26 protein-coding genes are annotated in these 26,999 nt (G+C 44.3%); 4 read left to right on the plus strand and 22 right to left on the minus strand.

The window, feature by feature from the left end:
- Positions 1-152: 152 nt before the first annotated feature.
- Complete coding sequence (locus tag KS2013_RS01645; RefSeq protein WP_169816850.1) at positions 153-425, plus strand: hypothetical protein; 273 nt, start codon at positions 153-155, stop codon at positions 423-425.
- Position 426: 1 nt separating this feature from the next.
- Positions 427-864, plus strand: a complete 438-nt coding sequence (dtd, locus tag KS2013_RS01650; protein ID WP_068988767.1) for a D-aminoacyl-tRNA deacylase — start codon at positions 427-429, stop codon at positions 862-864.
- Here dtd and KS2013_RS01655 read toward each other — a convergent pair.
- The 3 genes from KS2013_RS01655 to KS2013_RS01665 are packed head-to-tail and all read right to left on the minus strand — an operon-like array spanning position 848 to position 4,125.
- Positions 848-1,411 carry an SRPBCC family protein gene (locus KS2013_RS01655; protein ID WP_068988769.1) on the minus strand — a complete coding sequence of 188 codons (564 nt, stop codon included), beginning with the start codon at positions 1,409-1,411 and terminating at the stop codon, positions 848-850. The genes dtd and KS2013_RS01655 overlap by 17 nt on opposite strands.
- 7 nt (positions 1,412-1,418) lie before the next feature.
- A complete protein-coding gene (locus KS2013_RS01660; protein WP_068988771.1) occupies positions 1,419-3,299 on the minus strand; it encodes an MFS transporter in 1,881 nt (626 codons plus the stop codon).
- Positions 3,300-3,315: 16 nt separating this feature from the next.
- The gene (locus KS2013_RS01665; RefSeq protein WP_068988772.1) at positions 3,316-4,125 is read right to left on the minus strand and encodes a TatD family hydrolase; all 810 of its coding nucleotides are present in this window, start codon (positions 4,123-4,125) and stop codon (positions 3,316-3,318) included.
- 96 nt (positions 4,126-4,221) lie between these two features.
- Here KS2013_RS01665 and KS2013_RS01670 point away from each other — a divergent pair, with 96 nt between their 5' ends.
- On the plus strand, positions 4,222-5,268 hold the full coding sequence (locus KS2013_RS01670) for an AI-2E family transporter (RefSeq protein ID WP_068988775.1): 1,047 nt from the start codon (positions 4,222-4,224) through the stop codon (positions 5,266-5,268).
- A 100-nt stretch (positions 5,269-5,368) separates the two neighbouring features.
- On the opposite strand, the gene KS2013_RS01675 is transcribed toward KS2013_RS01670, so the two are convergent.
- From KS2013_RS01675 to KS2013_RS01690, 4 genes are read right to left on the minus strand one after another with little or no spacing between them, the layout of a single operon-like run.
- Positions 5,369-6,847 carry an efflux transporter outer membrane subunit gene (locus tag KS2013_RS01675; protein ID WP_068988776.1) on the minus strand — a complete coding sequence of 493 codons (1,479 nt, stop codon included), beginning with the start codon at positions 6,845-6,847 and terminating at the stop codon, positions 5,369-5,371.
- Positions 6,840-9,980, minus strand: coding sequence for a multidrug efflux RND transporter permease subunit (locus KS2013_RS01680; RefSeq protein WP_068988779.1), 3,141 nt, complete (start codon positions 9,978-9,980; stop codon positions 6,840-6,842). Before KS2013_RS01680 ends, KS2013_RS01675 begins: the two co-directional genes overlap by 8 nt.
- A gap of 10 nt (positions 9,981-9,990) precedes the next feature.
- Complete coding sequence (locus KS2013_RS01685) at positions 9,991-11,121, minus strand: efflux RND transporter periplasmic adaptor subunit (RefSeq protein WP_068988781.1); 1,131 nt, start codon at positions 11,119-11,121, stop codon at positions 9,991-9,993.
- Positions 11,122-11,125: 4 nt separating this feature from the next.
- The gene (locus tag KS2013_RS01690; RefSeq protein WP_068988783.1) at positions 11,126-11,704 is read right to left on the minus strand and encodes a TetR/AcrR family transcriptional regulator; all 579 of its coding nucleotides are present in this window, start codon (positions 11,702-11,704) and stop codon (positions 11,126-11,128) included.
- A 233-nt stretch (positions 11,705-11,937) separates the two neighbouring features.
- Between KS2013_RS01690 and KS2013_RS01695 the strand changes: the two genes are divergently transcribed.
- Entirely contained in the window at positions 11,938-13,293 is a 1,356-nt protein-coding gene (locus tag KS2013_RS01695; RefSeq protein WP_068988788.1) for a M24 family metallopeptidase, read from the plus strand.
- A gap of 26 nt (positions 13,294-13,319) precedes the next feature.
- Here the strand turns inward: KS2013_RS01695 and KS2013_RS01700 are convergent, their stop codons facing one another.
- From KS2013_RS01700 to KS2013_RS01770, 15 genes are all read right to left on the minus strand, one after another.
- Positions 13,320-13,784 carry a DUF4442 domain-containing protein gene (locus tag KS2013_RS01700; protein WP_068988791.1) on the minus strand — a complete coding sequence of 155 codons (465 nt, stop codon included), beginning with the start codon at positions 13,782-13,784 and terminating at the stop codon, positions 13,320-13,322.
- Positions 13,756-14,529 carry a twin-arginine translocase subunit TatC gene (gene tatC / locus KS2013_RS01705; RefSeq protein ID WP_068988794.1) on the minus strand — a complete coding sequence of 258 codons (774 nt, stop codon included), beginning with the start codon at positions 14,527-14,529 and terminating at the stop codon, positions 13,756-13,758. The genes KS2013_RS01700 and tatC overlap by 29 nt, the downstream gene beginning before the upstream one ends.
- Positions 14,530-14,537: 8 nt before the next feature.
- On the minus strand, positions 14,538-14,903 hold the full coding sequence (gene tatB / locus KS2013_RS01710; RefSeq protein ID WP_068988797.1) for a Sec-independent protein translocase protein TatB: 366 nt from the start codon (positions 14,901-14,903) through the stop codon (positions 14,538-14,540).
- Between the two features lie 10 nt (positions 14,904-14,913).
- A complete protein-coding gene (gene tatA, locus KS2013_RS01715; RefSeq protein WP_068988800.1) occupies positions 14,914-15,156 on the minus strand; it encodes a twin-arginine translocase TatA/TatE family subunit in 243 nt (80 codons plus the stop codon).
- Positions 15,157-15,178: 22 nt separating this feature from the next.
- Positions 15,179-15,517 (minus strand): histidine triad nucleotide-binding protein, encoded by a 339-nt coding sequence (locus KS2013_RS01720; RefSeq protein ID WP_068988803.1) that lies wholly within the window; start codon positions 15,515-15,517, stop codon positions 15,179-15,181.
- Between the two features lie 29 nt (positions 15,518-15,546).
- A complete protein-coding gene (gene ubiB, locus KS2013_RS01725) occupies positions 15,547-17,196 on the minus strand; it encodes a ubiquinone biosynthesis regulatory protein kinase UbiB (protein ID WP_068988806.1) in 1,650 nt (549 codons plus the stop codon).
- Positions 17,193-17,813 carry a ubiquinone biosynthesis accessory factor UbiJ gene (locus KS2013_RS01730; RefSeq protein WP_068988808.1) on the minus strand — a complete coding sequence of 207 codons (621 nt, stop codon included), beginning with the start codon at positions 17,811-17,813 and terminating at the stop codon, positions 17,193-17,195. The genes ubiB and KS2013_RS01730 overlap by 4 nt, the downstream gene beginning before the upstream one ends.
- Positions 17,813-18,577 (minus strand): bifunctional demethylmenaquinone methyltransferase/2-methoxy-6-polyprenyl-1,4-benzoquinol methylase UbiE, encoded by a 765-nt coding sequence (gene ubiE / locus KS2013_RS01735; RefSeq protein WP_068988812.1) that lies wholly within the window; start codon positions 18,575-18,577, stop codon positions 17,813-17,815. The genes KS2013_RS01730 and ubiE overlap by 1 nt, the downstream gene beginning before the upstream one ends.
- Positions 18,578-18,594: 17 nt before the next feature.
- The gene (locus KS2013_RS01740; protein ID WP_068988815.1) at positions 18,595-18,984 is read right to left on the minus strand and encodes a gamma-butyrobetaine hydroxylase-like domain-containing protein; all 390 of its coding nucleotides are present in this window, start codon (positions 18,982-18,984) and stop codon (positions 18,595-18,597) included.
- A 142-nt stretch (positions 18,985-19,126) separates the two neighbouring features.
- Positions 19,127-20,977 (minus strand): S8 family peptidase, encoded by a 1,851-nt coding sequence (locus KS2013_RS01745; protein ID WP_068988817.1) that lies wholly within the window; start codon positions 20,975-20,977, stop codon positions 19,127-19,129.
- Between the two features lie 369 nt (positions 20,978-21,346).
- Entirely contained in the window at positions 21,347-22,684 is a 1,338-nt protein-coding gene (hslU, locus tag KS2013_RS01750; protein WP_068988820.1) for an ATP-dependent protease ATPase subunit HslU, read from the minus strand.
- Positions 22,685-22,748: 64 nt separating this feature from the next.
- Positions 22,749-23,291 (minus strand): ATP-dependent protease subunit HslV, encoded by a 543-nt coding sequence (gene hslV / locus KS2013_RS01755; RefSeq protein WP_068988823.1) that lies wholly within the window; start codon positions 23,289-23,291, stop codon positions 22,749-22,751.
- 164 nt (positions 23,292-23,455) lie between these two features.
- Positions 23,456-24,043 (minus strand): hypothetical protein, encoded by a 588-nt coding sequence (locus tag KS2013_RS01760; protein ID WP_068988824.1) that lies wholly within the window; start codon positions 24,041-24,043, stop codon positions 23,456-23,458.
- Positions 24,044-24,070: 27 nt separating this feature from the next.
- Entirely contained in the window at positions 24,071-24,652 is a 582-nt protein-coding gene (locus tag KS2013_RS01765) for an SPOR domain-containing protein (RefSeq protein ID WP_068988826.1), read from the minus strand.
- A gap of 150 nt (positions 24,653-24,802) precedes the next feature.
- Positions 24,803-26,998, minus strand: coding sequence for a primosomal protein N' (locus KS2013_RS01770; protein WP_068988830.1), 2,196 nt, complete (start codon positions 26,996-26,998; stop codon positions 24,803-24,805).
- Between the last annotated feature and the right edge of the window lies 1 nt (position 26,999).

Consider the following 26,999-nt stretch of genomic DNA (forward strand, 5'->3'; position numbering starts at 1 on the left):
ATGCAAGTATTGCTATGATATAGTTACTCTTGTTACCAATAAAAAAACAGGAAATCTTTATGGCCCAGGTAAGGCTTATTTTAGGCGCCTTAATTTGTGCGTTTATTTTGTCTGCATGTAGCTCAACTAATGGAAACGGTTTCTTTAAAACAATGAGTCAGTTGTTGGGCGGTCAGCCGGACAAAGAAGTCTTCAAGGATTCTACGGTTAAAGAAGAGCTCGAGTATCAATATCGAATTTGTAAAAGTGAGTACGAAGAACACACAGAAGAGATGAGTCTCTGTGTGAGAGAAGCGTACGAGCAAATTATTGAAGAGAAGGGAATTGGCGAGCGACCTGAGGGCGGCAGAGTCATCATCGAGGAAGTGGATGAGAGCGATGCCATCAACGAAGAACAACAAAAAAGTACAGGTGACGAACAGTAATATGATTGCATTAATTCAACGAGTTACTGAATCAAAAGTAGTGGTCAGCGGACAAACGATTGGCTCAATCAATGGCGGTATAATGGCACTGATTGGTGTCGAAAAAAACGATACAAAGCAGGTTGCCGACAGGCTTCTAAAAAAAATACTGGGTTACAGAATATTTGCCGATGAAGAAGACAAAATGAATCTTTCAGTTGCCGATGTCGGCGGAGGATTGTTATTAGTTCCTCAGTTTACACTGGCAGCTAATACCAAAAGCGGTATGAGGCCGAGTTTTTCCAGTGCCGCATCACCTGCGATAGGAGAGGAGATATTCAGCTATCTTGCTGAGCAGGCGAGGCAGCAGCATGAAACTGTAGAGACAGGAGAGTTTGGCGCCGATATGAAGGTCCATCTGATAAACGATGGACCGGTGACTTTTACTTTGCAGGTTTAGTCCATTCTCCATTAAGTTTATCGGGGGCAGAGTTTTCAATCATTGATTTCAGCTTTTCCAAATTTTGCTGATGACCTTTGTCCACTGATGAACTCATTAAAAATAATAGTGCATTCTGGACGATACCTTTGCCTGAGTAGTCGAGAGTTAAGCTAACTTGTGTCTGACCATTTTCTGTCTGCTGAAAACTAGCGGTACTTTGACCTTCTAACCATTGGTTAGAGTAGTTGTAGCTGAGTAACTCATCCTGAGTCATTGCCGTAAGAGTTTGCTCCAGCGTAGTTACTTCTTCTGTGCCGGTAGTAAAGGTAAGGCGCTGCTTGTTACCAATCTCATTCGGCTTTCCTTCCAGCTGCTCGTAAGAATGGAAGTTACTCATCCACTGTTTATAAAGTAATGGGTTGTTATATACAGCGAAAACCTGTTTTTGGGGAGCGTCGATCATTACTGAAGCCTGGCTATGGTAATCCGTTTTAAAAATTCCAACAGCGACCAGACTTAATAGTAAGACGCCAATAAAAATAAAAACGTATTTAATGATATTCATATTATTCTCACGGTTTGTTATTTCGTAATTTACTGACAATAGTATACAGCTGTTCTTTAGTTGCTTCATCAGCTGGTATTGGCTTCCCTACGACTAAACGAACTTTAGTTCTCAGGCGTTTAACCCGATCGACTAACTTATTGACCGTTTTACGACTGAATAAACTTTGCCAAAGGCCCTGTAAGGCCATTGGAACTACAGGGACCGGGGTTTCTTTCAGAATGCGCTCTATACCAGATTTAAAATCATTCATTTCGCCGTCAGACGTTAATTTCCCCTCAGGGAATATACAAACTACCTCTCCTTGATCTAGAGCTTCTGAAATTTGGTACATGGCTTTGTTTAAAAGTTCTGGATTTTCTTTGTGTCCAGCGATTGGAATCGCTTTGGCTGTTCTGAAAATAAAACTTAAAACTGGGATCTTAAAAATTTTATGGTACATGACAAATCTAATAGGACGACGTACCGTGCCACCGATAATTAAAGCATCGACGTAACTGACATGATTTGATACGACAACACAGGGGCCTTCTTCAGGGATATTCTCTATGCCACTTTTTTTAACGCGGTAGATGGTATTGATCAAAATCCAAATCAGGAATCGCATTAAGAATTCTGGGATGAGGGTGAAGATATAAAGTGCGACTACAGCATTGAGTATGGCCGTAAGCATGAAGAACTGAGGTATCGTCATGCCATTGCCGAGGCAGACTGCTGCCAATAAAGCAGCAATAACCATAAAGAAAGCATTGAGGATATTATTTCCCGCAATGACCCTGGATAAATGATTCTTCTCGCATCGTTCCTGTACCAGTGCATATAGAGGAACTATATAAAAACCGCCAAAGATACCAACAAAAGCACAGTTGACTAATGTCCGAATGGCTCCTTCTTGGATGAGAAAATTGAGAGCACCTAAGTCGCCAGTAAACTCGCTATAAGGGTTTGCAAAATAAATATCGAGAGCAAACCAAGTCATACCAATTGCACCGAAAGGTACGAGGCCTAATTCAACCTTGCGGCCAGATAAAAATTCACATAAAGCTGAGCCGAGGCCAATTCCTATGGAAAAAGTTGCAAGGATCATTGTTGCCACATTTTCATTGCCGTTAAGACTGACCTTGGTGAAGTTTGGTATTTGAGTGAGAAACACTGCTCCATAAAACCAGAACCATGAAATACCAAGGATTGAGAGGAAAACGACTCTGTTGGTACGGGCATAATGGAATGTTTTCCAAGTTTCAGAAATTGGATTCCAGTTAATTTTTAAGTCTGCCTGGGCCGAAGGTGTTTGAGGAATATGACGACTGGATAAATATCCAGTTATAGAAACAACAAGTAAAAGAACGCATAAGATCTGGATCCCTGTATCACCGAAACCAATGAGCATACCGCCAATTACGGTTCCTATAATGATAGATAAAAAGGTTCCCATTTCTACCATGCCGTTACCACCAAGCAGCTCTTTATCACTTAAGTGCTGAGGCAGAATACTGTATTTAATGGGACCAAAAAGGCTTGACTGGAAACCCATTAAAAAAAGAATGCCTAGTAGAAACCAAATATTATTTATAAAGAACCCTAGAACAGCTAAGCTCATGATAGTGATTTCCAAGAGCTTAATTTTTCTTATCAAAGCGGATTTTTCGTACTTTTCTGCGACCTGCCCAGCCGTGGCTGAAAATATGAAAAAAGGCAAAATAAACAATCCTGCCGCTATATTATTGAGCAAGTCTGAGCTAAGCCCTAGTTCGTCGCCCGCTCTAAATGCAATAAATATAAGTAAAGCACTTTTATAAATATTATCGTTCAGTGCGCCAAGTGCCTGAGTGATAAAAAATGATGAAAAAAACTTTTGTTTAAATAATGAAAACTGATTTTGGGCCATTCAAATTCCTTGGCTTTTATAATTGTGTCATTGGTAAATTGAAAAAGCGAACCGCATTGTTGTAACAGTTGTCAGCTAACTCTTCCAGAGGCTGCCGTCGACATTGAGCTACTTTTTGTGCCACCTGAGGGAGTAGAAATGGCTCGTTACGGTTGCCTTTGAGCTCAGATTTTTGCACTTTGGTCAGGTCCCTGGGAGTCAAATAGGGAGCATCAGTCTCCAGCATCAGTCGATTATCAGGAATTAAATCGACCATATTAGCTAATTCAATCCCACGGCGTTCATCACAAATCCATCCGGTAATGCCGATATAGAGTCCCATCTCGATATATTGCTCAAGGTTTTCACGTGAACCAGTGAAACAGTGGATAACTGCGTCAGGCAGGTGTTCGCTGTACTCTTGTAGCAGGTGCACCATAGTATCACCAGCGTCACGCTCGTGAATAAATAAAGGCTTCTGTACTTCGCAGGCGAGTTCAAGTTGCTGTTTAAATACGTTTATTTGCACATCCTGAGGCGAAAAATTACGGTTAAAGTCCAGGCCACATTCTCCAACCGCAACCACTTTATCTTGCTCTAGAAGATGTTTAAGCCGAGATAGGTCTCCAGTTTTAAAGTTCTTAGCATCATGGGGGTGACAGCCAGCCGTTGAAAATAATGACGGATAGTGTTCCGTTAGTTTGAAAGCTGCTTCACTTTCTTCCGGAGAAGTGCCAGTAATGATCTGAGTGCTGACGCCGACGCTCTCTGCTTTTGCTAGAACGTCATCACGGTCGTCATTAAAGCGGTTGTTAGTCAGATTGACCCCGATATCGATAAACAGCATAAGTTTGGACTAATTATTGGTTTGCGGTTTGTGCTTTTGAGTTCTTGTTATAAACTATTTTGACGAGAAATTATACCTATTCACTCAGGGAGTCGTATGACAATTGAGACAAGTCGTGTCACCAATGTGCTTCTGTCCATTGCTGCAACATTTATTATTATTGCTGGACTCAAGGCTGCCAGCAGTTTCGTTGTTCCAGTTATCTTATCGCTGTTCGTTTCGATCATTATTGGTCCGTTATATTTTGCGATAGCTAATTTTGAAATTCCTAAGACCCAAAAAACGGTGCCGGACTGGTTGGCTATGATTTTAGTCGTTCTTTTTATGTCGGGACTCTTCTTTCTGATGGGGCGTTTTATTGGTAACTCAGTCGAACAGTTTTCATCAAACTTACCTGAGTATGAAAAGATGCTCAGGGAAAAATTTGAGGGCATACTGATTTGGCTTGAAGGACTTGGATTTAATATCCCAGAGCAGTCACTAGCTGAGCGATTTTCCCCAAGTACTGTGATGAGTCTTTCGGCATCGGTTCTGAATGGTCTAGGAGGGATGGTCAGTAATGTTTTCTTGATAGTGCTGACTTCGATCTTCTTATTGATGGAAGCCAGTGTCTTTGGTGAGAAGATGCAAAGAGCCTTTCCTAACGCAGAAAGTAAAGCCCACTTAGGTTTAAATCAGGTGATTCAGAAGATTAAGCGGTACGCCACCATTAAGTCTATTGTTAGCTTATTAACCGGTGTTCTGATCAGTACCTGGTTAGTCATTCTGGATGTCGAGTATCCTTTCCTATGGGGGCTTGTGGCTTTCATGTTTAACTTTGTGCCCAATATCGGTTCGATTATCGCTGCAATTCCCGCTGTCCTGATGTCGTGGCTCACAGAGGACGCTATCACTACGCCTTTGCTGGTAGCTGCCGGTTATTTAATGGTGAACTTTGTGGTTGGTAACTTGGTGGAACCAAAGTTTATGGGGAAAGGGCTTGGACTGTCCACTTTGATAGTCTTTTTATCGTTACTGTTCTGGGGTTGGGTTTTAGGACCCGTTGGAATGCTATTGTCTGTACCATTAACCATTATCGTGAAAATTGTTCTGGATAGTAATAAGGAAACCCAGTGGATTGGGATTATGCTGGGAGATAAGTAACAAAGCCACTTTAACCAATGAGTTTTAGCTACCTATATAAAGCCCTGCGCAAGGCAGGGCTTAGAGCAAAGGAGCTTTATAACTCAAATCCAGCAGACTGTTATTCGGTTTCTCCAGAGCTGCCTTCACTGTCACCTTGTGGCTCGTCATTATGCGGTTGTTGGGACAAAACGACCGCCTTATCACCGCCGCCAAGAGCCTTGTACAATGAAATGACATTCGCCAGTTGCGCTCTCTCGGTTTCCAGCAAGGCCTGTTCGGCTGTAAATTTATCCTGCTGTGCATTTAGTACCTCAAGATAGCTGGCAAGCCCGGCTTTATATTTTGCTTCTGCAAGTTTAAGACGCTTGCTTTGTGCCTTCACCAATGAGCGGTTTGCCTCTAATTCTCCGCTATAGGTGGTTCTATTGGTCATCAACTGATAGACCTCGGCGAAAGCCTGTTGAACAGCTTTTTCATACTCAGCAATCAAACGTTCCTGCTGAGCTTGTGCAATATCGAGGTTAGCCTGTAACCCATTATTAAAGATGGGGATCCGAATGGATGGAATAAAGCTCCAGGTGTTCGATTCGCTATCAAACAGATTGTCAAATTCCGTACTGGAGTAGCCATATTGTCCGGTAATGCTAATCGATGGGAAGAAAGCGGCGCGGGCAGCACCGATATTAGCATTAGCAGCATACAGGCTTTGCTCAGCAGAAAGTACATCGGGCCTGCTGAGTAAAACTTCAGAGCTGATACTATCAGGTAGATCCAATGCCATTTCATTCAACTGAAGTTGCTGTTGATCTAACCTGACTTGAGACAGAGGTTTTCCAATCAATAGCTCCAGAGCACTTTTTGCAGCGGCATGAGCACGTTCAAACTGAGCTTTCTGAGCTCTGACAGTGGCCAGAGAAGCCTGTGCCTGGGCAAGGTCCAGTTCGCTGGCGATACCTGTATCCAGACGCTTCTGAATTAAGTCGAGGCTCTCCTGGCGACTATGCAGTGTTTTTTCAGCAAGGTTTAAGCTACGGTTGGCTGAAACCCAGCTGTAATAGGCATTGGCCGTTTGGCTGATGACGCTTAAGCGTACCGAACGAGCAGCTTCTGTACTGGATAAGTATTGTGCCAGGGCAGAGTCACTCAAGGATCGAACACGCCCAAACAAGTCCAGCTCATAAGAGGTTAAACCGACGCTTGCACTATAGACGTCCTGGATGCTGTCTACTCCGGGGATGGTGAAAACATTGGCCGAATTTTTAGTTCGTGTCTGACTCACTTCACTCTGGACTGAAGGGAAGAGAGCTTCACGTTGAATTTGATAACGGCCCTCAACTTCAGACATGCGAGCAAGGGCAATCCGAAGATCAGTATTGGATTGTAATGCTTCCTGTATTACTCGGCGGGCATTATCATCAGGGAAAAAGTCCTGCCATGCCTCCAGTGTCAGCGATGCATGTGGAGCTTCGGGCTGTTGCCCGAAGTTCTTTTCTATTGCCACCTGTGGACGTTCGTTATCGGGTGCCATGGTAAGGCATCCGGATAAAACAAAACTGGCGGCCAACGCTGTAAAGCTGGTTACTATGCTTTTAGTCATCTTTAATCTCCATGCCTTTGGCGGCGAGTTCGTAGTGTTTTAGTTTTCTTGGGAAAATCTTACGAACCAGCAGGTAGAATACCGGTACAAAGAATATTGCCAATATCGCGGCTGATATCATGCCACCCATGACGCTGGTACCTATGGCCTGGCGGCTGGCGGATCCCGCGCCTGTAGCTATGACAAGTGGCAGTACACCCATAATGAAAGCTAGGGAAGTCATAAGAATAGGCCGCAAGCGTAGGCGACAGGCTTCGGTAACAGCCTCAAGAGCACTTTTACCTTCGCCCTGAGCTTCACGTGCAAATTCGACGATTAGAATTGCGTTCTTTGCTGAGAGACCGATGATAGTGATCAGTCCAACTTTAAAGTAGATATCATTTGGCATTGAGCCAATCCAGGCAAACAATATCGAGCCGAGGATACCCAGCGGAACAACCAGAACGACAGCTAATGGAACGGACCAGCTTTCATATAATGCTGCCAGCACAAGAAATATCACCAGAAATGAAAGGCTGAATAGTAAAGCTGTCTGGTTTCCAGCGACTTTTTCTTCTAATGATTGTCCTGACCATTCGTAGCCAATGCCTTTAGGCAGGTTTTGCGCAAACTGCTCCATCAGCATCATTACTTCACCGGAACTTACCCCAGCAGCTCCGCTGCCAGTAAGAGGTATAGATGGTGAACCGTTATAACGAGTTAGTTTCGCCGGAGCTTCGGTCCATTCTGCCGTTGCGACCTCGGATAATGTGACCAGGTCTCCTTGAGCATTTCGAACCTGCATGCTGAGTATTTCTTCAGGGGTAGAGCGCGTTTCTGCGTCTGACTGAATCCATACCTGCCGCACTTTCTGACCTTCAACATAATCATTGATATAGGAAGAGCCCAGCGCAATCTGTAAGGTGCTGTTTAGATCACCAATATCGACACCCAGTGAGCGGGCTTTAATCCGATCTACCTCAAAAGTTAGTAGTGGTGCTGGTGGCAGGGTATCCGGGCGAATTTCAGCAAATTTGCCAGACTGCCCAGCCATTCCAATGAGCTGGTAAGCTGCGCCCATGAGCTGTTGTACTCCTACTCCAGACTTATCCTGAAGCTGGAAGTCAAAACCGCTGCTGTTACCCAGGCCTGGAATAGAAGGCATATTGAACGCGAAAGTATTTCCCTCAGTGTACTTGGCAAATTCAGCAGTAGCTGCCGCTGCCAATTGGTCGGCATTGCGCATTTCTTCCCGAGCTTCCCACGGCTTCAGGTTAACGAAGGTAATTGAAGTGTTTTGACCGGTACCGAAGAAGCTAAAGCCTGCAACCGTAATAATACGCTCGACTTCAGGTTGATTGAGGAACCAGGCGTCGGTTTTTTTCGTCAACTCGAGTGTGCGCTGCCGGGTTGAACCCGAAGGCATTAATGATGATGCTACAATAAACCCCTGGTCTTCTGATGGAACAAAGCCTGTCGGCATGCTAGCGAAACGCCATCCAACAAATGCTGTAATCAAAGCAAAAACACCCATGGTGATCAGTAAACCAGTTTTACTGAACAGCTTTTTGACGTAGGTCATATAGGTTTCAGTAAACTTATTGAAACCTATGTTGAACCAGCGGAAAGGGGCCCACTCTTTTTTGCCTTCTTTTTCAGCCTTTAATAACCCCTGCGCAATTGCCGGACTCAATGAAAGCGATAGGAAGGCTGATATGGATACGCTTAATACAATGGTTAGGGAAAATTGCTGATAGATTCTGCCAACGGAGCCAGAGAAAAATGCCATTGGGATAAATACGGCAACCAGTACTGCTGTTGTACCAATAATGGCACCGGATATTTGTTTCATCGCCTTTTTGGTGGCGTGATAAGGCCCAATATCTTCTTCATCGAGAATACGTTTAATATTTTCAACAACGATAATGGCATCATCCACCACAATACCAATAGCCAGTACCATGGCGAACATGGTTAGCATGTTTATGGAGAATCCAAGCAAATAAAGACCCATACCTGTACCAATAAGAGATACAGGAACCACGATTAATGGAATGATGGTCGTGCGCCAGCTTTGCAGAAAGAGGAACATCACCAGCGTTACCAGAAACACGGCTTCTATTAAGGTTTGTACAACCTGGCTGATGGAGCCTTCAACAAAGATCGAGGTGTCGTATGGAATAACCCACTCAACGTCATCAGGAAAGTATTGCTCCAGTTCCTCCATTTTTGCTTTAACAGCGTCGGCTGCCTCTAAAGCGTTGCCGTTGTTGCTGAGCTTTAAAGCAAAAGCGGCCGAATCCTGACCATTTAACATTGCCGCGGAACCATAGTTATTCGCTCCACGCTCAACTTCAGCAACATCCTTAAGTCGAACGACGGCACCATCGCTTGATGAGCGAAGAATGATGTTGCCAAACTCGTCAGGTGTTGAAAGGCGTGAAGGAACCAGAATCGTGGCGTTAATCTGTTGGTTATCAGGTGATGGTAGCGAGCCCAGTTCACCCGTTGCCAGCTGAGCATTTTGATCACGTATAGCCTGAGAAATTTCTTCAGGTGTTATGGCATATGAAGCCATCTTCTTAGGATCAACCCATACACGCATGGCATATGTAGAGCTGAATAGCTGAGCACTGCCGATACCGTCAATACGACGCATTTCGCCAAGTATTGCGCGATCTACATAGTCCCCTAGATCCACTGCATCAAGCGAACCGTTAGGAGAGTACAGGGAAACCACCATTAGAAAGTCTGGGCGGGTTTTATCAATGTTTACACCTTGAGTTCTAACCGAAGCAGGAAGTCTGGCTTCGACACGCTTCAGACGGTTCTGGACCTCTACACCTGCAATGTCCGTGTCGGTACCAGTGGCAAAGGTTAGAACAATTGTTGAGGTGCCTGTACGGGAACTGTCAGACTTTATATAACGTAAGCCTTCGATTCCGTTCATCTCTTCTTCTATAATGCTGGTTACCGTGTCCTCGATAACTTTTGCTGAAGCGCCGGGGTAGTTAGCGGTAACCGTCACCTGGGGTGGTGAAATATCTGGATAGGCCATTACCGGCAGGTTTTGCACTGCCAGCGCACCGCCAAGCAGAATCAATAAAGAAATTACCCAGGCAAAAATGGGTCTGTTGATAAAAAACTGTGCCATATAAAGTTACCTATTTCTGCGCGTGCGAGACTTGTGGTTGATTTGGCATGATTTGTACCGGCGTTCCGGGCTGTAGGAATTGAGTATTGCTGACGATGACTTTATCGCCTGCTTTCAAACCACTTTTAATGACCCAGCTTTTTCCCACCATAGGGCCGAGCTCAACAGATTGGATGGCAAGCTTGCCATCTTTCACAACTTTAACCACCGCGCCTTTCGCCGTGACCTGAACTGCTTTCTGGGGAACCTGCAGTAATGTCTTCGAGTCTGCCACCGGAGCTTTTACACGGACAAACATACCGGGCAATAGCTTATGATCAGGGTTTTTTACCGTTGCACGAAGCATTACTGACCCAGTATCACGCTCTACAGACAGGCTGGAAAACTCCAGTGTTCCCGGGTGCTCGTAGGGAGTACCGTCGTTGAATAGAATTTCAATCTGCTGAGAGTCTGAATCTGTAGCATCTGAGCTAGAAAACAATTCACGCATTTTATTAAGCTCTGTCGCTGAGCGAGTAAAATCAACATATACGTTATCCAGTTGCTCGATGGTTGCTAAATGGGTAGCACTTGAGGCGCTGACCAGGGCTCCTTCTGTTACTAGCGCCCGACCAATTCGACCTGAAATTGGCGCATCAACCGTAGCATAATCAAGGTTAATCTGAGCTTTAGCCAGCTGGGCTTTGGCCTGTTCAACCTTGGCATCAGCCTGTTGGCTCTGGGCTAAATAAGTATCATATTCCTGTTGGCTAACAGCGCCTTGCTTGAGTAGTTCAGAGTAACGCTTTAAGGTCTGTCTGTTTAATTTCTGTTGAGCTATGGCTGTGTTCAGGTCAGCTCTTGCGGCAGCCACATTAGCTTTCATAACTCGGTCATCGATTTGAAATAATGCCTGGCCTTGCTTAACGTCAACACCTTCGGAAAAGAGACGTTTTTCAAGAATGCCATCGACCCGGGCGCGAACTTCTGATGTTCTAAACGCAACGACACGCCCCGGCAGGTTTTGAGTAATTGTAGTAGTGTCCGCTGTTACTTCAGCAACCTGAACCGGCACAGCCTGTTGCTGTCCCTGTTGTGCAGCAAAAGCAGCGCTGGTATAGATGCTTAGGAGTAACGAGCTAATAAATAGTGTCTTTTTCATGATGTTAACCTTTAAGCGGAAGCTTTGGATTACGCAGTGCTGACCACGCAAAGTCGACCATTGATTGAATTCTTTCTTCAGTAATAGCTTCTTCGTGAACATAGAAGTAATGCATCAAATAGCTGATGCCACCATAGATGGCCAAGTGCTGCTCTAGAATATCCGGAGAGCGTGTAGCGCCAGCGGCATAGGCTTCTTCGTATAGTTTGACGAAGGGTTCATAAAGTGGGTGAAGCTTGTCGCGGGTTTCCTGGAGAATAACCGGAGAAAACGCGTACAGGTGAATAAATCGGAAGTAGGGACAGTTATCCAGCATGAATCGTATAGTATTGCCGTAAACATTACGAAAACGCTGTTCGTAATCGGCTTCACGATCATGGTGTTTAAGCAGAAACTCTACCTCTTGTTGCTTAACGTAGAGGAAGCATTCGTTAATCAGGTGTTCCTTCCCCTCAAAATAGTTATAAACGCTACCTGTGGCCACTTCTGCCTCTTTTGCCACGAGAGCCATAGAAGAGCCTTGAAGGCCGCGCTCAACGAATAAACGAACAGCTGCCTCAAGAATTTGATGTTTCTTGGACATATTAAGATGCAATAAAATGAACGTTCATTCATTTTAAGTGGTGCACTGATTTTACGCAAGTTAATAATTGTAAAGTATTCGGCTTTCGCTGATCTCATGCTGGATGAAAAGGAATCAATAGACAGACACAATGGTCGTGGTAGTATCGTTAACGTACTGAAAATAAACGACTCATCTCAGTTGTGAGTGGCGATTTAAAGTATTCAACTGTGCGATATCAATAGAGGGCCTCAATGACCAAATTTATAATTTATATACTACTGCTTGTATCTGTCTGTAGCTTGGAGGCAGTTTCGGCTAGCACTGTTAAGCAAGGCGTCGTGATTGAAAAGGTGCCGGGAGTGTTATCACCGAGGGAAAGAGTCGAACCCATTAATAAAATTCTAAAATACCGTCTGGATCATTTGCTGCCTAAGCTAATGCAGGAGTCCGATCTGGATATGTGGCTGGTGATTAACCGTGAGTATGGTGAGGACGCCTTGTTTTATACTTTAGTTCCAGAACCCACATTCGCTGCACGAAGAACCACTTTATTAGTTTTTGTAAAAGAGGGTGATTCCGTCGAGCGTTTCAGTGTCAGTCGCTACCCCATAAAGGGGTTTTATGAAACTCGCTGGAAAGGGGGTACAGTCGAAGAGCAATGGGGAAGGTTGGCAGAGATTATCGAGGACTATGATCCTGAGAAGATTGGTATTAATGTGAGTCAAGAGTGGGCTGTCGCAGATGGTTTAACACAAGGACTCTATAAGAGGTTGAATCGGGCGTTACCGCAAAAGTATCAGCAAAGATTAGTCAGTGCTGAGGATTTAGTTATCCGCTGGTTTGAAACGCGAACAAAGCCAGAGCTAAAGGTCTATCCGCAGATTGTGAAAGTTGCACGAGGCGTTATTGCTGAAGCGTTTTCAGATCAAGTGATTACCCCAGGTGTAACGACCGATCAGGATGTATCCTGGTATATAAGAGAACGATTCGAGGAGCTGGGGCTAAAGCCATGGTTCCAGCCGTATGTAACTGTACAGCGACAGGGCGATGACAACAGAAAAGACTCTCCTTTTTTTGGAAAAAGTGACCGCACCATCCAACCCGGTGACATCATTCATACCGATGTTGGAATCTGTTATTTAAAGCTTTGCACGGATACTCAGGAAATGGGATATGTTGCCAGGTTTGGCGAGTATTCCGTTCCACAAGGTTTGACCAAAGCCTTAGCGGAGGGTAATCAGTGGCAAGACATTCTTACTGGACAATTTAAGCTGGGTAGGAGCGGTAATGAGATTTTAAAAGCTACCCAGGAAGAGTCAAATCAGCAAGGTATATTTTCCAGCACCTACACTCATCCGTTAGGTTTTGTCGGGCATGCGGTAGGGCCAACCATTGGTATGTGGGACAATCAGGGGCCCACGCCAATAAAGGGCGATTGGCCACTGTATAAAAATACGGCTTATGCCATCGAGGGAAACGTCAAAGTCGAACTTCCAGAGTGGGATAACCAGCTGATACAGATTATGCTCGAGCAATCAGCTCTATATGATGGGGAACGAGTCATCTATCTAGGCGGTCGCCAGACTGAGTGGCATTTTATTCGATAAACATAGAATATGCTTTTAGAAGGCAGTCAGGATGCTGCCTTCTTTTTTTTGGCAATATGGAGTGTTTTCCAGACTTTAGCAATTAAAGTGCCATCAGCATCAATAATGTCCACTTCAAAAACAGGCTCTATTTTACTCTGAGTTTCTAACTGCTTTTTAAACTCATCCAGCTGCTGTTCTTCGATATTAAACTCTGCGAAAACATCCTTACGTCCCGGCTTAATAAATTTTATTTCAGACTTTTTGTCCCAGACGACATAATTACGTCCCATTTGATGCAAAAAAAGCAGCATGTAAAATGGGTCGGTCATTGAGAATAACGAACCTCCATAATGGGTGTTAACGTAATTTCGGTTATACCAGCGTTTACGGAGTCTTACTTTAGCAAAAGACCAGTCGTCGGATAATTCTATGACACGGATGCCAGCGGCCCAAAAAGGGGGCCATAAGTTCAATACAAGCTTAAGAGTTTTCGGTTTCAGTGTCTTCATTGTATTCTGAATCGTTAGCTTTCTTAGGGGAATAGGCCTTGGCAAAGATAAGTCCAAGCTCAAACAAAATCCACATGGGTATTGCCAGCAAGATTTGCGAAATCATATCAGGTGGTGTCAGTAGCATGGCAAATATGAAAATACCAACCACCATATAAGGGCGGGTGTTGGCTAATTTTTCGTGACTAACCAGGCCTGACCATATTAGTAGCATGGTAGCGATCGGTATTTCAAAGGCTAAACCAAAAGCAAAAAATAGCTTCAATGCTATAGATAGAACGCTATTGATATCGGGTAAATAGTTAACGCCTTCAGGCCCGATGCTGGATAGGAAGCCAAAGATTATTGGAAAAATAATAAAGTAGGCGAAAGCAATACCGGCATAGAACAGAATTATGCTGCTGATGAGCAGGGGTATGGCAAAACTTTTTTCGTGCTTATACAACCCCGGAGATATAAATAGCCAAGCCTGATGGAGTACAAAAGGCATGGCGATAAACACCGAAGCAACGAAAGCTAATTTAAATGGTGCAAATAATGGTGCCGTTACATCAGTAGCAATCAGTGTGGAGTTTTCGGGAAGCTGTTCCACCAGCGGCTGGGAAAGCCATTGATAGAGCTCGTTTGCGAAAGCGGCCAAGGCAATGAATATGATAACAATAACCAAAACAGAACGAAGTAAGCGCGTTCTAAGCTCGATCAGATGCGACAATAAGGGCATTTCTGTTGAATTGGAATCGCTCATAATATTCGTTATGACGGTTTATCTTGGTTAGCGGGACTTTCGCTATTGATTAAGTCTTTAGCTTGTTCTTTCGCTTTTGCCTGGGCTTCTTCGGCAGCCTTGATTTTTTGCTCGGCTTCATCACGAAGCTTTTGGAGATCCGACCCTTCAGCCTGTCGTTTAATCATCTCTTCATGTTCAGCCAATTTTTTTTTCATTTGATCAAGTTCAAGCTCACGGTTGACTTGATGATTAAAATTACTGACAGTCTTTTTGGCCTTCCCAGCCCAGCGACCAAAAGTCTGCATTGCTCTAGGTAAGCGTTCTGGCCCCAAAACAAGCAGGGCCAGCACCATAACTAGCAATAATTCGGAAAAACCAATATCAAAGGGCATGAGGTTTATATCACGATTTAGAGTTTGTGTCGGACTCTTTCTTTTCTGAGAACTCAGCATCAGCTTTTGGGGACTTATCGTTTAACTGCTCTTTGTTCTCTTCGTTGTCTTTACTTTCTTCGTCTTTGAACGCTTTTTTAAAGTTTTTCATGGCAGAGCCAATATCGCCACCAGCGTTTCGTAATTTTTTTGTACCAAATAATAATAAAATGATGACTAATATTATCACCAGCTCCCACACACCAAACTTCATTTTTCTACCTCAGTCTGTTGGATCAGGCAAACGGCAAGCGTCCGCCGCCACCTAAAATATGAATATGTATATGATACACTTCTTGACCGCCTTCATCACCTGTATTAATGATGGTGCGGAAACCTTTTTCGCAACCAGCTTCATGAGCAAGCTGGGGAACTTTAGTCATCATGTATCCAAGCAGCTCCTGGTGATCCTGGTTAACGTCCGCCAAGCTTGGAACGTGTTGCTTTGGAATCACCAGAAGGTGGACAGGAGCCTTTGGGGCAATATCTTTGAAGACAAAAATCTTGTCGTCTTCGTACACCTTATCCGACGGAATATCACCATCGATAATTTTACAGAATATGCAGTCGCTCATAGTAAAGTTGTAACTCCTTGATATTCAGTTTACTTAACCTTTTTTGGCCATAAGCTCTTGGCCAGGAAGAATAGTGAAATTGATGCTGTGCCAATGGTTATTACTGAAAGCTCCTGGCTTAGATAAAACATTCCGCCCAATAAACCAAAGCCAATGCCTATAATGGCATCGCGCTGAGCTATATTTTGTTTTAGTTTGTATTGCTCCAGCTGAGTAATATCCTTCTTAAGTTCTTCAAATTTTTCAAACTCATGACTCAGGCGCTGGATATTATCAAAAAGCATGCCTGGAATTTTCGGGGCTTTGTGTAGCCAGTCCGGTAATTGCTCTTTCACTTCACCGAAAACTGCTTTCGGACCTATCTGCTCTCTTAGCCAGCGTTTAAGGTAGGGTTGTGCCGTTTCCCACAAATCAAGTTCTGGATAAAGTTGTCTGCCCAAACCTTCGATATAAAGCAGTGTTTTCTGGAGAAGAACCAGCTGCGGCTGGACTTTCATATTAAAACGCCTGGCAGTCTGGAATAGTTGAATTAGGAAATGGCCAAACGAGATTTCGGCTAAAGCTTTACCGAAGATGGGCTCACAGGCAGCTCGAATTGCAGATTCAAATTCAGGAATTGATACGTCTTCATCAATCCATCCTGATTCGACGTGTAGCTCAGCTATACGTCGATAGTCGCGATCAAAAAAGGCCAGGAAGTTCTGTGCCAAATAGCGTTTATCGTCTTCATCAAGTGTACCCATGATACCGCAGTCAATGGCAATATACTGTGGCTTGTCGGGGTTGGTTGTATCAACGAAGATATTGCCAGGGTGCATATCCGCATGGAAAAAGCTGTCACGAAAAACTTGCGTAAAGAAAATTTCTACACCACGATCTGCCAAAGCTTTCATGTTAACACCTTGCTCTTTAAGACTTTGAACCTGACCTATCGGAGTACCTGAAATTTTTTCGACAACCATAACTTTGGTTCGAGTAAAGTCCCAATATATTTTTGGAACGTACAATAGCTCTGACTGTTTAAAGTTATGGCGTAAGTGAGATGTATTCGCTGCCTCAATACGTAAGTCAATTTCACGCTCCAAAGTGGCGTCATATTCCTTAACTACCTCTTTAACACGGAGTCGGCGCGCTTCACTGGAGTACTTCTCCGCCCAGCTAGCAAGTTCATGCATCATGTTTAAATCACGACGAATTTTCTGTCGGATGCTTGGGCGTAACACTTTTACTACGACCTGCTCACCGTTTTTCAGTGTTGCTTCATGAACCTGAGCAATGGATGCTGAAGCAAGAGGCTGCGGATTAAAATGACTAAAAACGGCCGATACAGAGGTACCAAGTTGTTGTTCAATAAGGGTGAGCGCATCACTGGATGGGAAAGGCTCAACCTGATCCTGTAATAAAGCCAGCTCATCAGCAATATCAGGCGGGATGAGATCGCGACGAGTGGATAACATTTGTCCCAACTTGACGTAAATCGGTCCCAGTTCGACTAAGGCTAAACGTAACCGTTGCCCTCTGGATTTATCCTGCTCTTTTCTTGAGAAACTGAATGAAAACAGCCTGGCAATTGGGCGTAAAATAGCCAATGGGGTTGGGGCAAGGAATTCATCAAGACCATAACGTACCAGTGTACGGTTTATTTTTAGAGCATGGTGAAGCTGTCGAATAATATTCATGACTCTTTAGTTTGTTGTTTTATATTGTGGAGGCGTTCAATCCGCATGGCCAGCCTTTCGACATCGGACTTAAGATCTGCAATATCGTCATAAAAGTTCTCCAGCTCTATTGAAGCAGGGGTAGAACGTGCTTCATACCTTAAATATTCGCTCAGATTGTTTTGAGCCGTGAGTGCTGTTCTGGTGAGCCAGCCTTTTAATGATTCTCCTGCTTTGACCAAGTGGTATGCAGGGATATCTCCAAAGTATAGTGATAAATGTTCTTCCCAATCGATATCCAGCTCAGAGAAGAAACTTTGAAAAGCCTGAGCAGTACCAATTTCTCCGGAAAAATGTACTTCGCCTTTAAAAATTTGATCGCCACTATCGCTTGAGGCTAGATTAAAAAATGATAGCAGATTTCCTGAAAGCTCGGCATGGGGCGCTGTATCTAAATGACTTTTGACTACGATGTACTCCTGGTCTATTAAGAAATACAAACGCTGGTCTATATCTGTAAAATGAAAGGCGATAACCTTTTGGTCAAGCTTGATTAGTTTTTTGGAGACCTCAGGGTCAAGCTTAATAACTTTATTAATGACCGTTTCAATGGTCGGAGCTAATAGCTCAGTCAGCATTAGAACTTCTTCCCTATATGTAATGCTACAACGCCACCTGTAAGGTTAGTATATTCAACCTCATCAAAACCTGCATCCGACATCATACCCTTTAACGTTTCTTGATCTGGATGCATACGGATAGATTCTGCCAGATACTTGTAACTCTCTGAGTCATTGGCCACAACTTTTCCCATTGCTGGTAACAATGAAAATGAATAAATATCGTATGCTTTCGAAAGTAGTGGAAGAATTGGCTTGGAGAACTCCAATACAAGTAATCGACCGCCTGGCTTAAGGATGCGGTACATTGAGCGAAGTGCTTTATCTTTGTCAGTTACATTTCTAAGACCAAAAGCGATGGTTATTCTATCAAAGTAATTGTCGGGGAAAGGCAGCGACTCAGCATTGGCCTGAACGAAATCAACGTTGCCAACAACCCCAGAATCCACCAGTTTCGATCGTCCAACTTTTATCATTGAGTCGTTAATGTCAGCTAAAGTGACTTGACCTTCTGAACCAACGATTTTAGAGAACTTGGCTGTTAAGTCACCCGTGCCACCGGCGATATCAAGAATTTTCTGACCTGGGCGAGCGGCGGCCCGTTCTATAGTGTAGCGTTTCCATAAGCGATGAACTCCGAAAGACATAAGGTCGTTCATGACGTCATATTTTCCAGCAACAGAGTGGAACACCTCTGCAACCTTGCCCGCTTTTTCTTCTTTCGAAACGGTTTGATAACCGAAATGGGTAGTGTCTTCGTTGTGCTTATCGTTTTGTGTCATGACTGTAGTTCTTCATTTTAATTTGTTGGAGGGTTATAAACCCCAACACTTGGATCCGCGGAGCGCTCCAAACCGGCTTGCTTTAATCTTTTAAGATAGGTTTCCCAGTTTTCTGCGTAGTCGCGACCTAATTCATATAATGTTTGCCAAGTATACAGGCCACTGTCGTGTCCGTCATCAAAGCTGAGCTTAATTGCATACTGACCGACAGGTTCAATATCTGTAACCTGAATGTTTTTCTTACCTCCAACCAGGGTTAGCTCTTGATTACCATGCCCTCTGACTTCCGCTGAGGGCGAAAACACGCGAAGGTACTCATAGGGTAAAAAATAGGTATTTCCTGAAAAGCATACTTCGAGTTGTCTGGATTTTTGATGAAGCTTGATGGCACTGGGTGCTTCGCTCATGGTTAGAGATCACGGTTGTTTAAACTGAAGCTATTGTAGCAGAGATGATCGCTAATAAAAAAACTTAGAACAGGTACATCATCAATGAAAAAAGCCGGCACAAGGCCGGCTTTCCTATCATCTAAAATGATATCGGTATCAATTATTCCCAGACTACGTCTAGAGTCACACCTGAGTATGACTGGTAGCCACGAATACTGATGTAGTAACGATCTTCAGCAGGGCTGCTGATGTTGCAAGTTTCCTCGTTGCCCCATTTGTATGGGCGACAATCGTACGCAGAAGTAGTCGGCTGAGCACCACGACGAACATAGAGGTCAGCATCACCTGAACCGCCACTGATAGTCGCTGTCAGCGTGCTCATACCTGCTGGTACGTCTAGGTAGTAGTGGTTCCAGCTGCCTGATGCGCCAGAAATGTTATCGATAGTTTCACTACCGCCACCGCCTGGAGGAGGATTTGTACCGCCACCATCGTGAGTAGCAACCAGGCTAGCGTTAGAGTAGCTAGTGTAACCACGTACCATTACATAATAAGTACCCGCTTGAGCCGTGAAGTCACAAGACTCAGTGTTACCATTACGGTATGGACGACAGTCATAGCTTGAAGTTGTTGGCGCGCTACCAAACTTAACGTAAAGGTCAGCATCACCAGAACCACCGTTCATATCGAAGCTTACGTTAGAAGCATCAGATGGCACTTCAAATGTGTAATCAGTTTCAGAACCTTGAGCGCCTGAAATTGTTACCGCTACACCGTTTTCAAGCGTATCACCGCCTGGTGGTGGTGGTGGTGGCGTAGAGCCATCAAACAGGCTGTAAGCCAGTAGGTTTGGAGAACCTGATTTAGCGTCGCTTACAACACCCGGAGTTGCTGCATCTACTATAGCCTGAGTTACCTGGCTTACTGAAGCTGTTGGGTTGTCAGCTAAGTATAGAGCTGCGATACCAGCAACGTGAGGAGATGCCATTGACGTACCACTGATAGTGTTAGTACCGCCGTTTGACCATGCTGATGTAATGCTTGAACCTGGAGCATAAATGTCTAGGCATGAACCGTAGTTCGAGAAGCTAGAACGTGAATCACTTGAAGTTGTAGAGCCTACAGTGATTGCATTAGCTGCACGAGCTGGCGAGTAGTTACAGGCGTTAGAGTTATCGTTACCTGCAGCAACAACAACAGTTACACCTGCGTCTACCATACCTTGTACAGCGTTATCAGTAGTAGATGATGCGCCACCACCTAAACTCATGTTAGCAACAGCTGGTTTAGTGTGGTTGTCTGCAACCCAGTCCATACCAGCGATAACGCCAGAGTTAGTACCGCTACCCTGACAGTTCAATACTCGAACACCAATCAGGTTAACGTTTTTAGCAACACCATAAGTGCTACCACCAACGGTACCAGCTACGTGAGTACCGTGACCGTTACAGTCGGTAGCGTCACCATCGTTATCAACCGTATCAATACCGCTTGTAGAACGTCCGCCAAACTCACTGTGACTGTTTAAGATACCAGTATCAATGATGTAAGCGTTCACGTTAGAAGCTGTCGTGTTGTAAGTGTAAGAATTGCTTAAAGGCAGGTTACGCTGATCAACGCGGTCAATACCCCAGGTTGGGTTACTTTGAGTTGCGTCGATAGACATGATTTGATCTTCTTCAACTATTTCTACCGTAGGATCCTGTGCAAGCTTTTTAGCCTGTGCAGCTGTCATGTTATAAACACCGCCTTTTACGACGTTTTTATAAGTACGGCTGACACGAGCGTTATACTTCATGCTCAAGCGATCGTTGACCATTTGTACAGCTTTTAAGTTTGCTTGTGAGCTGAACAGACCTTGATGCTCTTGAACGGCATCATCTTTAAGTACAACGATATATTGACCTTCAACAGCATTTGCTGGGTCATGCGCGGTTTTGAACTGACCAGCGTATGCGCCAGCAGCTCCCGTCGCAAGTAGTACCCCTGTAACTACTTTAGTTAGTTTCATAGTTTTTAACCCCTTAGTGTTAATGTTTTTTTTATGCTCTTTTTTAAAAAGCTCTTGGACTGTATAAAAATTGATCGCTCAAAACAATTTCATTTCTGCATCATTGAGGCTTTGATTTGAGAATCTAGAGGTTAGTCAACTTTGTACAAGGCGTTACAAATTTTATTAACCTAAAAAGTAAGTGTACGCTTACGTTAGATGGAATATGGGGTAAAGAGAATATACTATTGCTTTTGTAACTTATTGATTTTATTGGTCGTCAGAGAGGGAGTAGCACACTGGTTTTATCTGGGGTATTATTTTCGCCATAAATGTTACTAATGGCTGATAGGAGTGAGAGCCACGGTATGTGACTCTCATCGGTTGCTCTTAAAGAATAAAGCGGCTCAGGTCTTCATTGTCTGCTAGCTCAGAAAGCTGCTTGTTGACATAGTCTGCATCGATGATCAGAGGAGCATCACTCTCACTGGCTTCAAAAGATACTTCATCCAGCAGTCGCTCCATAACCGTATGCAGACGGCGTGCACCAATATTTTCCGTGGTTTCGTTAACCTGGAAAGAATACTCCGCAACCTTTTCAATACCACTATCTGTGAACTCTACTTTCTTTCCTTCAGTCGCTAATAGAGCCTGATATTGTTTGGTCAAAGCAGCGTCTGGCTCAGTTAGAATTCGTTTAAAATCTTCAGGGGTTAGAGCTCGCAGCTCTACACGAATAGGTAAACGACCCTGGAGTTCAGGAATTAAGTCCGAAGGTTTTGACAGATGGAATGCTCCAGACGCAATAAACAGAATATGATCAGTTTTGATCATCCCGTACTTGGTATTTACTGTGCATCCTTCAACAAGAGGAAGTAGATCACGTTGTACGCCCTCACGTGAAACGCCTCCGTCATTATTTTCACTGCGCTTTGTTACCTTGTCGATCTCATCAAGGAATACTATGCCGTGCTGTTCAACTGATTCCACTGCTTTAATTTTCAGCTCTTCCTGATCAATCATTTTGGCAGCTTCTTCTTCGGTCAGCATTTTCATCGCATCTTTGACTTTGACTTTACGCTTTTTGCTTTTCCCTGGGCTCATATTCTGGAACATGGACTGGAGCTGGCTGGTCATATCTTCCATGCCGGGTGGAGCCATAATATCAATACCTACAGCCATCTGGGCGACATCAATTTCTATTTCTTTGTCGTCGAGTTCACCTTGACGTAACTTTTTTCGAAATACCTGACGTGCGGAGGAATCTTCGGACTTTGGTTCTTCTTCCTGATCCCATGCTGATTCAGACTTTCTGGCTGGCGGAAGCAGGGCATCAAGGACTTTTTCTTCGGCAGCGTCCTGGGCCCGGTTTTCTACCTTTGCCATTTCCTGCTCACGTAACATCTTGAAGGCGGCATCAACCAGATCTCGGATGATCGATTCCACGTCACGACCAACGTAACCTACCTCGGTAAATTTGGTAGCTTCAATTTTAATGAAGGGAGCGTTAGCTAACTTCGCCAGACGACGAGCGATTTCGGTTTTACCGACACCGGTAGGGCCAATCATCAGGATATTTTTAGGAGTTATTTCATTGCGCAAGCTTTCGTCTACTTGCATACGACGCCAGCGGTTACGTAGCGCGATAGCTACAGAGCGTTTAGCCCCACTCTGGCCAATAATGTGTTTGTCTAGTTCATGGACAATTTCACGAGGTGTCATAGACATAATCTGTTCTCTTTACTTTGTATTGTCATTTCCCACTAAGTAGCTTACTAGAGTAAGAAAGTGACTATTCGTAGGTTAATTCTTCGATTGTCTGGCTGTGGTTTGTGTAGATACAAATATCACCAGCAATGGTCAATCCGGTTTCAACGATTTCGCGTGCATCAAGCTTGGTTTTTTGGAGTAGGGCTTTTGCTGCAGACTGTGCGAAAGCACCACCAGAGCCGATGGCTATTAAATCATCCTCTGGCTGAATAACATCACCGTTACCAGTGATAATCAGAGAGTGTTCTTTATCAGCAACGGCCAATAGGGCCTCAAGTTTGCGCAGCGCACGGTCAGTACGCCAATCTTTGGCAAGTTCGACAGCCGCTCGCATCAGCTTTCCGCCATGTGCTTCGAGTTTAGTTTCAAAGCGCTCAAAAAGGGTAAAGGCATCAGCGGTGCCGCCAGCAAACCCGGCAATAACCTGATCGTTATATAAGCGACGAACTTTGCGGGCGTTTCCTTTCATGATGGTGTTGCCTAGTGAGACCTGACCATCACCGCCAATAACAACTTTGCCGTTACGACGAACGGATAATATTGTGGTTCCACGATACTGTTCCAAACTATACTCCAGAGATATTTTTCTATCAGTTAACGGCTAGATGGGGGCTAGACGAATGAATTCAAGGAGTTTTGGACATTATTGAGGGGCTAAAATGTTGCAATATATTAACAACGGCGGCTTTATCGCGGAACTGCTTTGACTTAATGCCCTAAGTATTAAAACTACAGGTCGAGAGAGAGTACAATTTCACTGTATTTATCTTTTTTGGTTACGGATAGCAGTTTCACTTGTTGGTAAAAGGAAGGCAGTTGTTTGTCATCCATAAACTTCATCAGATTTGAAATTTCGGGATTTGTCTTTGAACCGGCTGACACATTGGCCGTGAGAAAACAATGGTCATCCTTACAGTCGACATCAACAATATCAGTTGAAGCATTGTCAGCATTGAACTGATGGACAAGGTTGGTGACGAAACTTTTTCTTTCGTAAGTGGTAACTGGAAGGACTCTTTCGGGCTCTGGTGCCGGAGAAGTGGTGGTACCCAGAACCTGCTTGAGCCTTTTGATTTCTGTATTTTTTTCGGTTAACTCTTCATTAAGACGTTTTTGATTAAGCTTCTGCCTGGATAGCTCATCCGATAATGTCACCAGCCTTTCTGTAACGCCCAGATCTTGAGACCCCTGCATTTCTTTACCCGAGGTTATTTTAGGGTATTTCGTCTGCTTTCCTAAATGAAAGCCAATCGCAAACCCTGTACCAGCTACGATGGTTAAAACTGTTAGTACTAATAATGTACGCTTATTATTCATTCCTTGCGCTCTTTTTGTTTTTCTGTGTTACCAGATTTGGCAGTTCAAATAATTATTGTCTTGTAGCCTGTGGCGCTCACTTTCTGCGGTCCGTTTACTGTTATATGGGCCAAGTCTTACGCGGTGCCACTCCCCTTTACTTAGGATACTTGCCTGAAAACCGATAAAGGCTAACTCTGCTTTCATCTTTTCTGCATCGCTCAATGTTTTGAATGCACCGCATTGCATGATATAAGTTTTGTCTGCATCAGCCACTTTGGGCTTGGTTACTTCCACTTCGACCTTTTTATTGGTTAAAGCTTCATGGTAGGTAAACTCAGGATCATCAGATTTGGTTTTTTCAGTATTGCCTTCAACCTCAGGCTCTGATTCAGTCTCAACCTCAGCCGCAGCCTGTTTTTGAGTGTCTGTCTGAGCTACCTTCGACTCATCTTTCAATAGTTCGGGCTTTTTAACAATGGCCCATAAAAATACCGCGAACAGGGTAATTAAAATCCCGCTGATGAAAATGAGAATCGGCGATAGCGTTTTTTGGGGAGTGCTGTTACGCGGTGTCCGAGTATTTGTTTTTGTTCTTGAACGCTTACGTTTAGCATAGTCCTTGGTCATTATTAGCTCTGTTTGCCTGATATCGCAGGGTAGTGAAGACTTACGCAGTATTGTAAGCAGTAAATGAGTTATGTCCAACTGACATCAGTAAGAAATAGAAAAAATGTGACTCTGATAAGACATAAAGGCTTCAGTTTGTGCTCCAGGCGACTAAAAAACCTCCTGTGGGTCAATATCCAGAGACCATCTGACTTTTCTTCCGCTGGCCAGCTGGTCAAGACCCGGGGTGATAGGAGATAATCGGCTTTGTAAAACTTTTCGTTGTTGATGTTGGACAATAAGCTGTGCTCGCATTTTGCCTGCACGTTTTGTCATAGGCGCTGGGAAAGGACCAAATACAGTCAGACCGGTATCGTTCAGTCTCTGCTTTACTTCATTAAGGAACGTCATGGGTAGCTGTAACTGGCTAGCTTCTGCCCTGAATATAGCCATTGCTGTGAAGGGTGGGAAGTCTCCTTCACGTCGTTCGGCTAAGATTTTTTCACTCAGGGTCTGATAGTCCTGAGTAAATAAGTTTACCAATAGTGGGTGATCCGGGTGGTGAGATTGAATGACGACCTCCCCTTTAACATCTTTTGATCGCCCAGCGCGTCCAGCGACCTGTGTCAGTAGCTGTGCGGTACGCTCTGTTGCGCGGAAGTCAGCACTAAATAGGCAACCATCAGTGTCAATCACGCCGACAAGAGAGAGGTTAGGGAAGTGGTGACCTTTAGCGAGCATTTGCGTACCAACAAGAATATCAACCTCATCGTTCCTGATAGCTTTTATATAATTTTTCATCGCATCTTTTCGGCGCGTGCTGTCTCTATCAATACGCATCACGACTTTATCCGGAAATAGCTCAGATAGCACATGCTCCAGACGCTCAGTCCCTAGCCCAACTGGATTGAGCTGGGGTGACTGGCATTGTGGACAGGCCTTGGGGATAAAATGCTGCTTATCACAATGATGACAGTGCATGCGTTTAAAATGTTGGTGGTAGGTCATGTGTCGATCGCATCGCTCGCAATCAGCTATCCAGCCACATTCATGACACATTAATGTTGGAGCAAAGCCCCTTCGGTTCAGAAAAAGCAGGCACTGCTGTCCTTTAGATAAGTGCTGGCGCATATTATCAATCAAGGGCTGGGATAGTCCTTGATTTAAATAGCGCTGTCTGACATCTAGCACCTTAATATGAGGAGGACTGGCATCTCCGGCTCGTTTGCTCAGCTTAAGTGCGAGCAGTTTGTCCTGTTGAACGTTATGTAGTGACTCCATTGAGGGAGTTGCGCTACCAAGAATGATCGGTGTTTTTTCGTATCTAGCCCTAACAAGGGCAAGGTCCCTGGCAGAATATCTGAAGCCCTCTTGCTGTTTATAGGATAGGTCATGCTCTTCATCAACGATAATGAGACCCGGCTTCGCAAGTGGAGTGAATAGTGCTGAGCGAGTGCCGACGATAATTGATATTAGGCCTTCGCGGGCCTTGAGCCAAATATTGAGTCGTTGTTTATCGGTCAGCCCCGAGTGAAGCATGGCGACCTCCACATTAAATCGCCGTTGTAACCGTTTCAATGTTTGCGGCGTTAGACCAATCTCCGGTACCAGCATTAATACCTGCTCCTCACGTGCCAGGACCAGATGCATAAGTTGGAGGTAAACTTCTGTTTTACCACTTCCTGTAATTCCATCCAGCAAGAAGCCTTGAAAGCTACCCAAGTGAGGAGCAATGGCGTCGATTGCGTCCTTTTGCTCATCGTTAAGCACAAGTTCTGATGAGTTAGCATTTATGTCAACCTGAGGAGGCGACACTGATTTAACTTCCTCTTTGACGAGCCATCCTTTATCAACCAGAGTTTTAAGGTTGGAAGGTATCAGATCGTTTAGCGATAAAAACTGCTCGGTGAAAACTCCGTTGTTGTTTAGACAGAGGGTAAGGAGCTGCCTTTGTTTTACAGCATTCTTACGGAGTGAGTCTAAAGCTTGCTCTCCCTGTTTAGTTATGGTCCAAATCCATTCGGGTTCAAGTTGCGCTTTGGCTCCCTGGTTGAGCAATCCGGGCAAACAGCTTGAGAATACTTCACCAATCGGGTGCTGATAGTACTGAGACGCAAAGGTTATCAGTTTAAAAAGAGCCTCTGGAAGTAAAGGCTCACTATCAATTATCTCTTTTATATACCTTATTTTTTTGTCAGGGACAGATGTTGATTCTGGGTGTGCGATAACTGTAGCTACCAATGTCTGACGTCCAAAAGGAACCGTGACTCTGCTACCTACCATTGGGGGCGTGCCCTTGTATCGGTAGTCAAAAGTTTTTCGCAGTGGTGTTGGTACAGCGAGAGTGACTAAAGGTTGTTTTGGCATT

Source organism: Kangiella sediminilitoris, from assembly GCF_001708405.1.
In the GTDB taxonomy this organism is placed as follows: domain Bacteria; phylum Pseudomonadota; class Gammaproteobacteria; order Enterobacterales; family Kangiellaceae; genus Kangiella; species Kangiella sediminilitoris.

Excerpts from the sequence above, each read along its gene's own strand:
- KS2013_RS01770 (WP_068988830.1), bottom strand. The coding sequence starts at position 26,998 with ATGCCAAAACAACCTTTAGTCACTCTCGCTGTACCAACACCACTGCGA.
- KS2013_RS01740 (WP_068988815.1), bottom strand. The coding sequence starts at position 18,984 with ATGAGCGAAGCACCCAGTGCCATCAAGCTTCATCAAAAATCCAGACAA.
- KS2013_RS01660 (WP_068988771.1), bottom strand. The coding sequence starts at position 3,299 with ATGGCCCAAAATCAGTTTTCATTATTTAAACAAAAGTTTTTTTCATCA.
- hslU (WP_068988820.1), bottom strand. The coding sequence starts at position 22,684 with ATGTCTATGACACCTCGTGAAATTGTCCATGAACTAGACAAACACATT.
- KS2013_RS01670 (WP_068988775.1), top strand. The coding sequence starts at position 4,222 with ATGACAATTGAGACAAGTCGTGTCACCAATGTGCTTCTGTCCATTGCT.
- KS2013_RS01685 (WP_068988781.1), bottom strand. The coding sequence starts at position 11,121 with ATGAAAAAGACACTATTTATTAGCTCGTTACTCCTAAGCATCTATACC.
- KS2013_RS01730 (WP_068988808.1), bottom strand. The coding sequence starts at position 17,813 with ATGCTGACTGAGCTATTAGCTCCGACCATTGAAACGGTCATTAATAAA.
- KS2013_RS01645 (WP_169816850.1), top strand. The coding sequence starts at position 153 with ATGAGTCAGTTGTTGGGCGGTCAGCCGGACAAAGAAGTCTTCAAGGAT.
- KS2013_RS01760 (WP_068988824.1), bottom strand. The coding sequence starts at position 24,043 with ATGAATAATAAGCGTACATTATTAGTACTAACAGTTTTAACCATCGTA.
- KS2013_RS01655 (WP_068988769.1), bottom strand. The coding sequence starts at position 1,411 with ATGAATATCATTAAATACGTTTTTATTTTTATTGGCGTCTTACTATTA.
- KS2013_RS01695 (WP_068988788.1), top strand. The coding sequence starts at position 11,938 with ATGACCAAATTTATAATTTATATACTACTGCTTGTATCTGTCTGTAGC.
- KS2013_RS01700 (WP_068988791.1), bottom strand. The coding sequence starts at position 13,784 with ATGAAGACACTGAAACCGAAAACTCTTAAGCTTGTATTGAACTTATGG.
- KS2013_RS01675 (WP_068988776.1), bottom strand. The coding sequence starts at position 6,847 with ATGACTAAAAGCATAGTAACCAGCTTTACAGCGTTGGCCGCCAGTTTT.
- KS2013_RS01680 (WP_068988779.1), bottom strand. The coding sequence starts at position 9,980 with ATGGCACAGTTTTTTATCAACAGACCCATTTTTGCCTGGGTAATTTCT.
- KS2013_RS01765 (WP_068988826.1), bottom strand. The coding sequence starts at position 24,652 with ATGACCAAGGACTATGCTAAACGTAAGCGTTCAAGAACAAAAACAAAT.
- KS2013_RS01720 (WP_068988803.1), bottom strand. The coding sequence starts at position 15,517 with ATGAGCGACTGCATATTCTGTAAAATTATCGATGGTGATATTCCGTCG.
- KS2013_RS01745 (WP_068988817.1), bottom strand. The coding sequence starts at position 20,977 with ATGAAACTAACTAAAGTAGTTACAGGGGTACTACTTGCGACGGGAGCT.
- KS2013_RS01665 (WP_068988772.1), bottom strand. The coding sequence starts at position 4,125 with ATGCTGTTTATCGATATCGGGGTCAATCTGACTAACAACCGCTTTAAT.
- ubiE (WP_068988812.1), bottom strand. The coding sequence starts at position 18,577 with ATGACACAAAACGATAAGCACAACGAAGACACTACCCATTTCGGTTAT.
- tatB (WP_068988797.1), bottom strand. The coding sequence starts at position 14,903 with ATGCCCTTTGATATTGGTTTTTCCGAATTATTGCTAGTTATGGTGCTG.
- dtd (WP_068988767.1), top strand. The coding sequence starts at position 427 with ATGATTGCATTAATTCAACGAGTTACTGAATCAAAAGTAGTGGTCAGC.
- tatC (WP_068988794.1), bottom strand. The coding sequence starts at position 14,529 with ATGAGCGATTCCAATTCAACAGAAATGCCCTTATTGTCGCATCTGATC.
- tatA (WP_068988800.1), bottom strand. The coding sequence starts at position 15,156 with ATGAAGTTTGGTGTGTGGGAGCTGGTGATAATATTAGTCATCATTTTA.
- ubiB (WP_068988806.1), bottom strand. The coding sequence starts at position 17,196 with ATGAATATTATTCGACAGCTTCACCATGCTCTAAAAATAAACCGTACA.
- KS2013_RS01690 (WP_068988783.1), bottom strand. The coding sequence starts at position 11,704 with ATGTCCAAGAAACATCAAATTCTTGAGGCAGCTGTTCGTTTATTCGTT.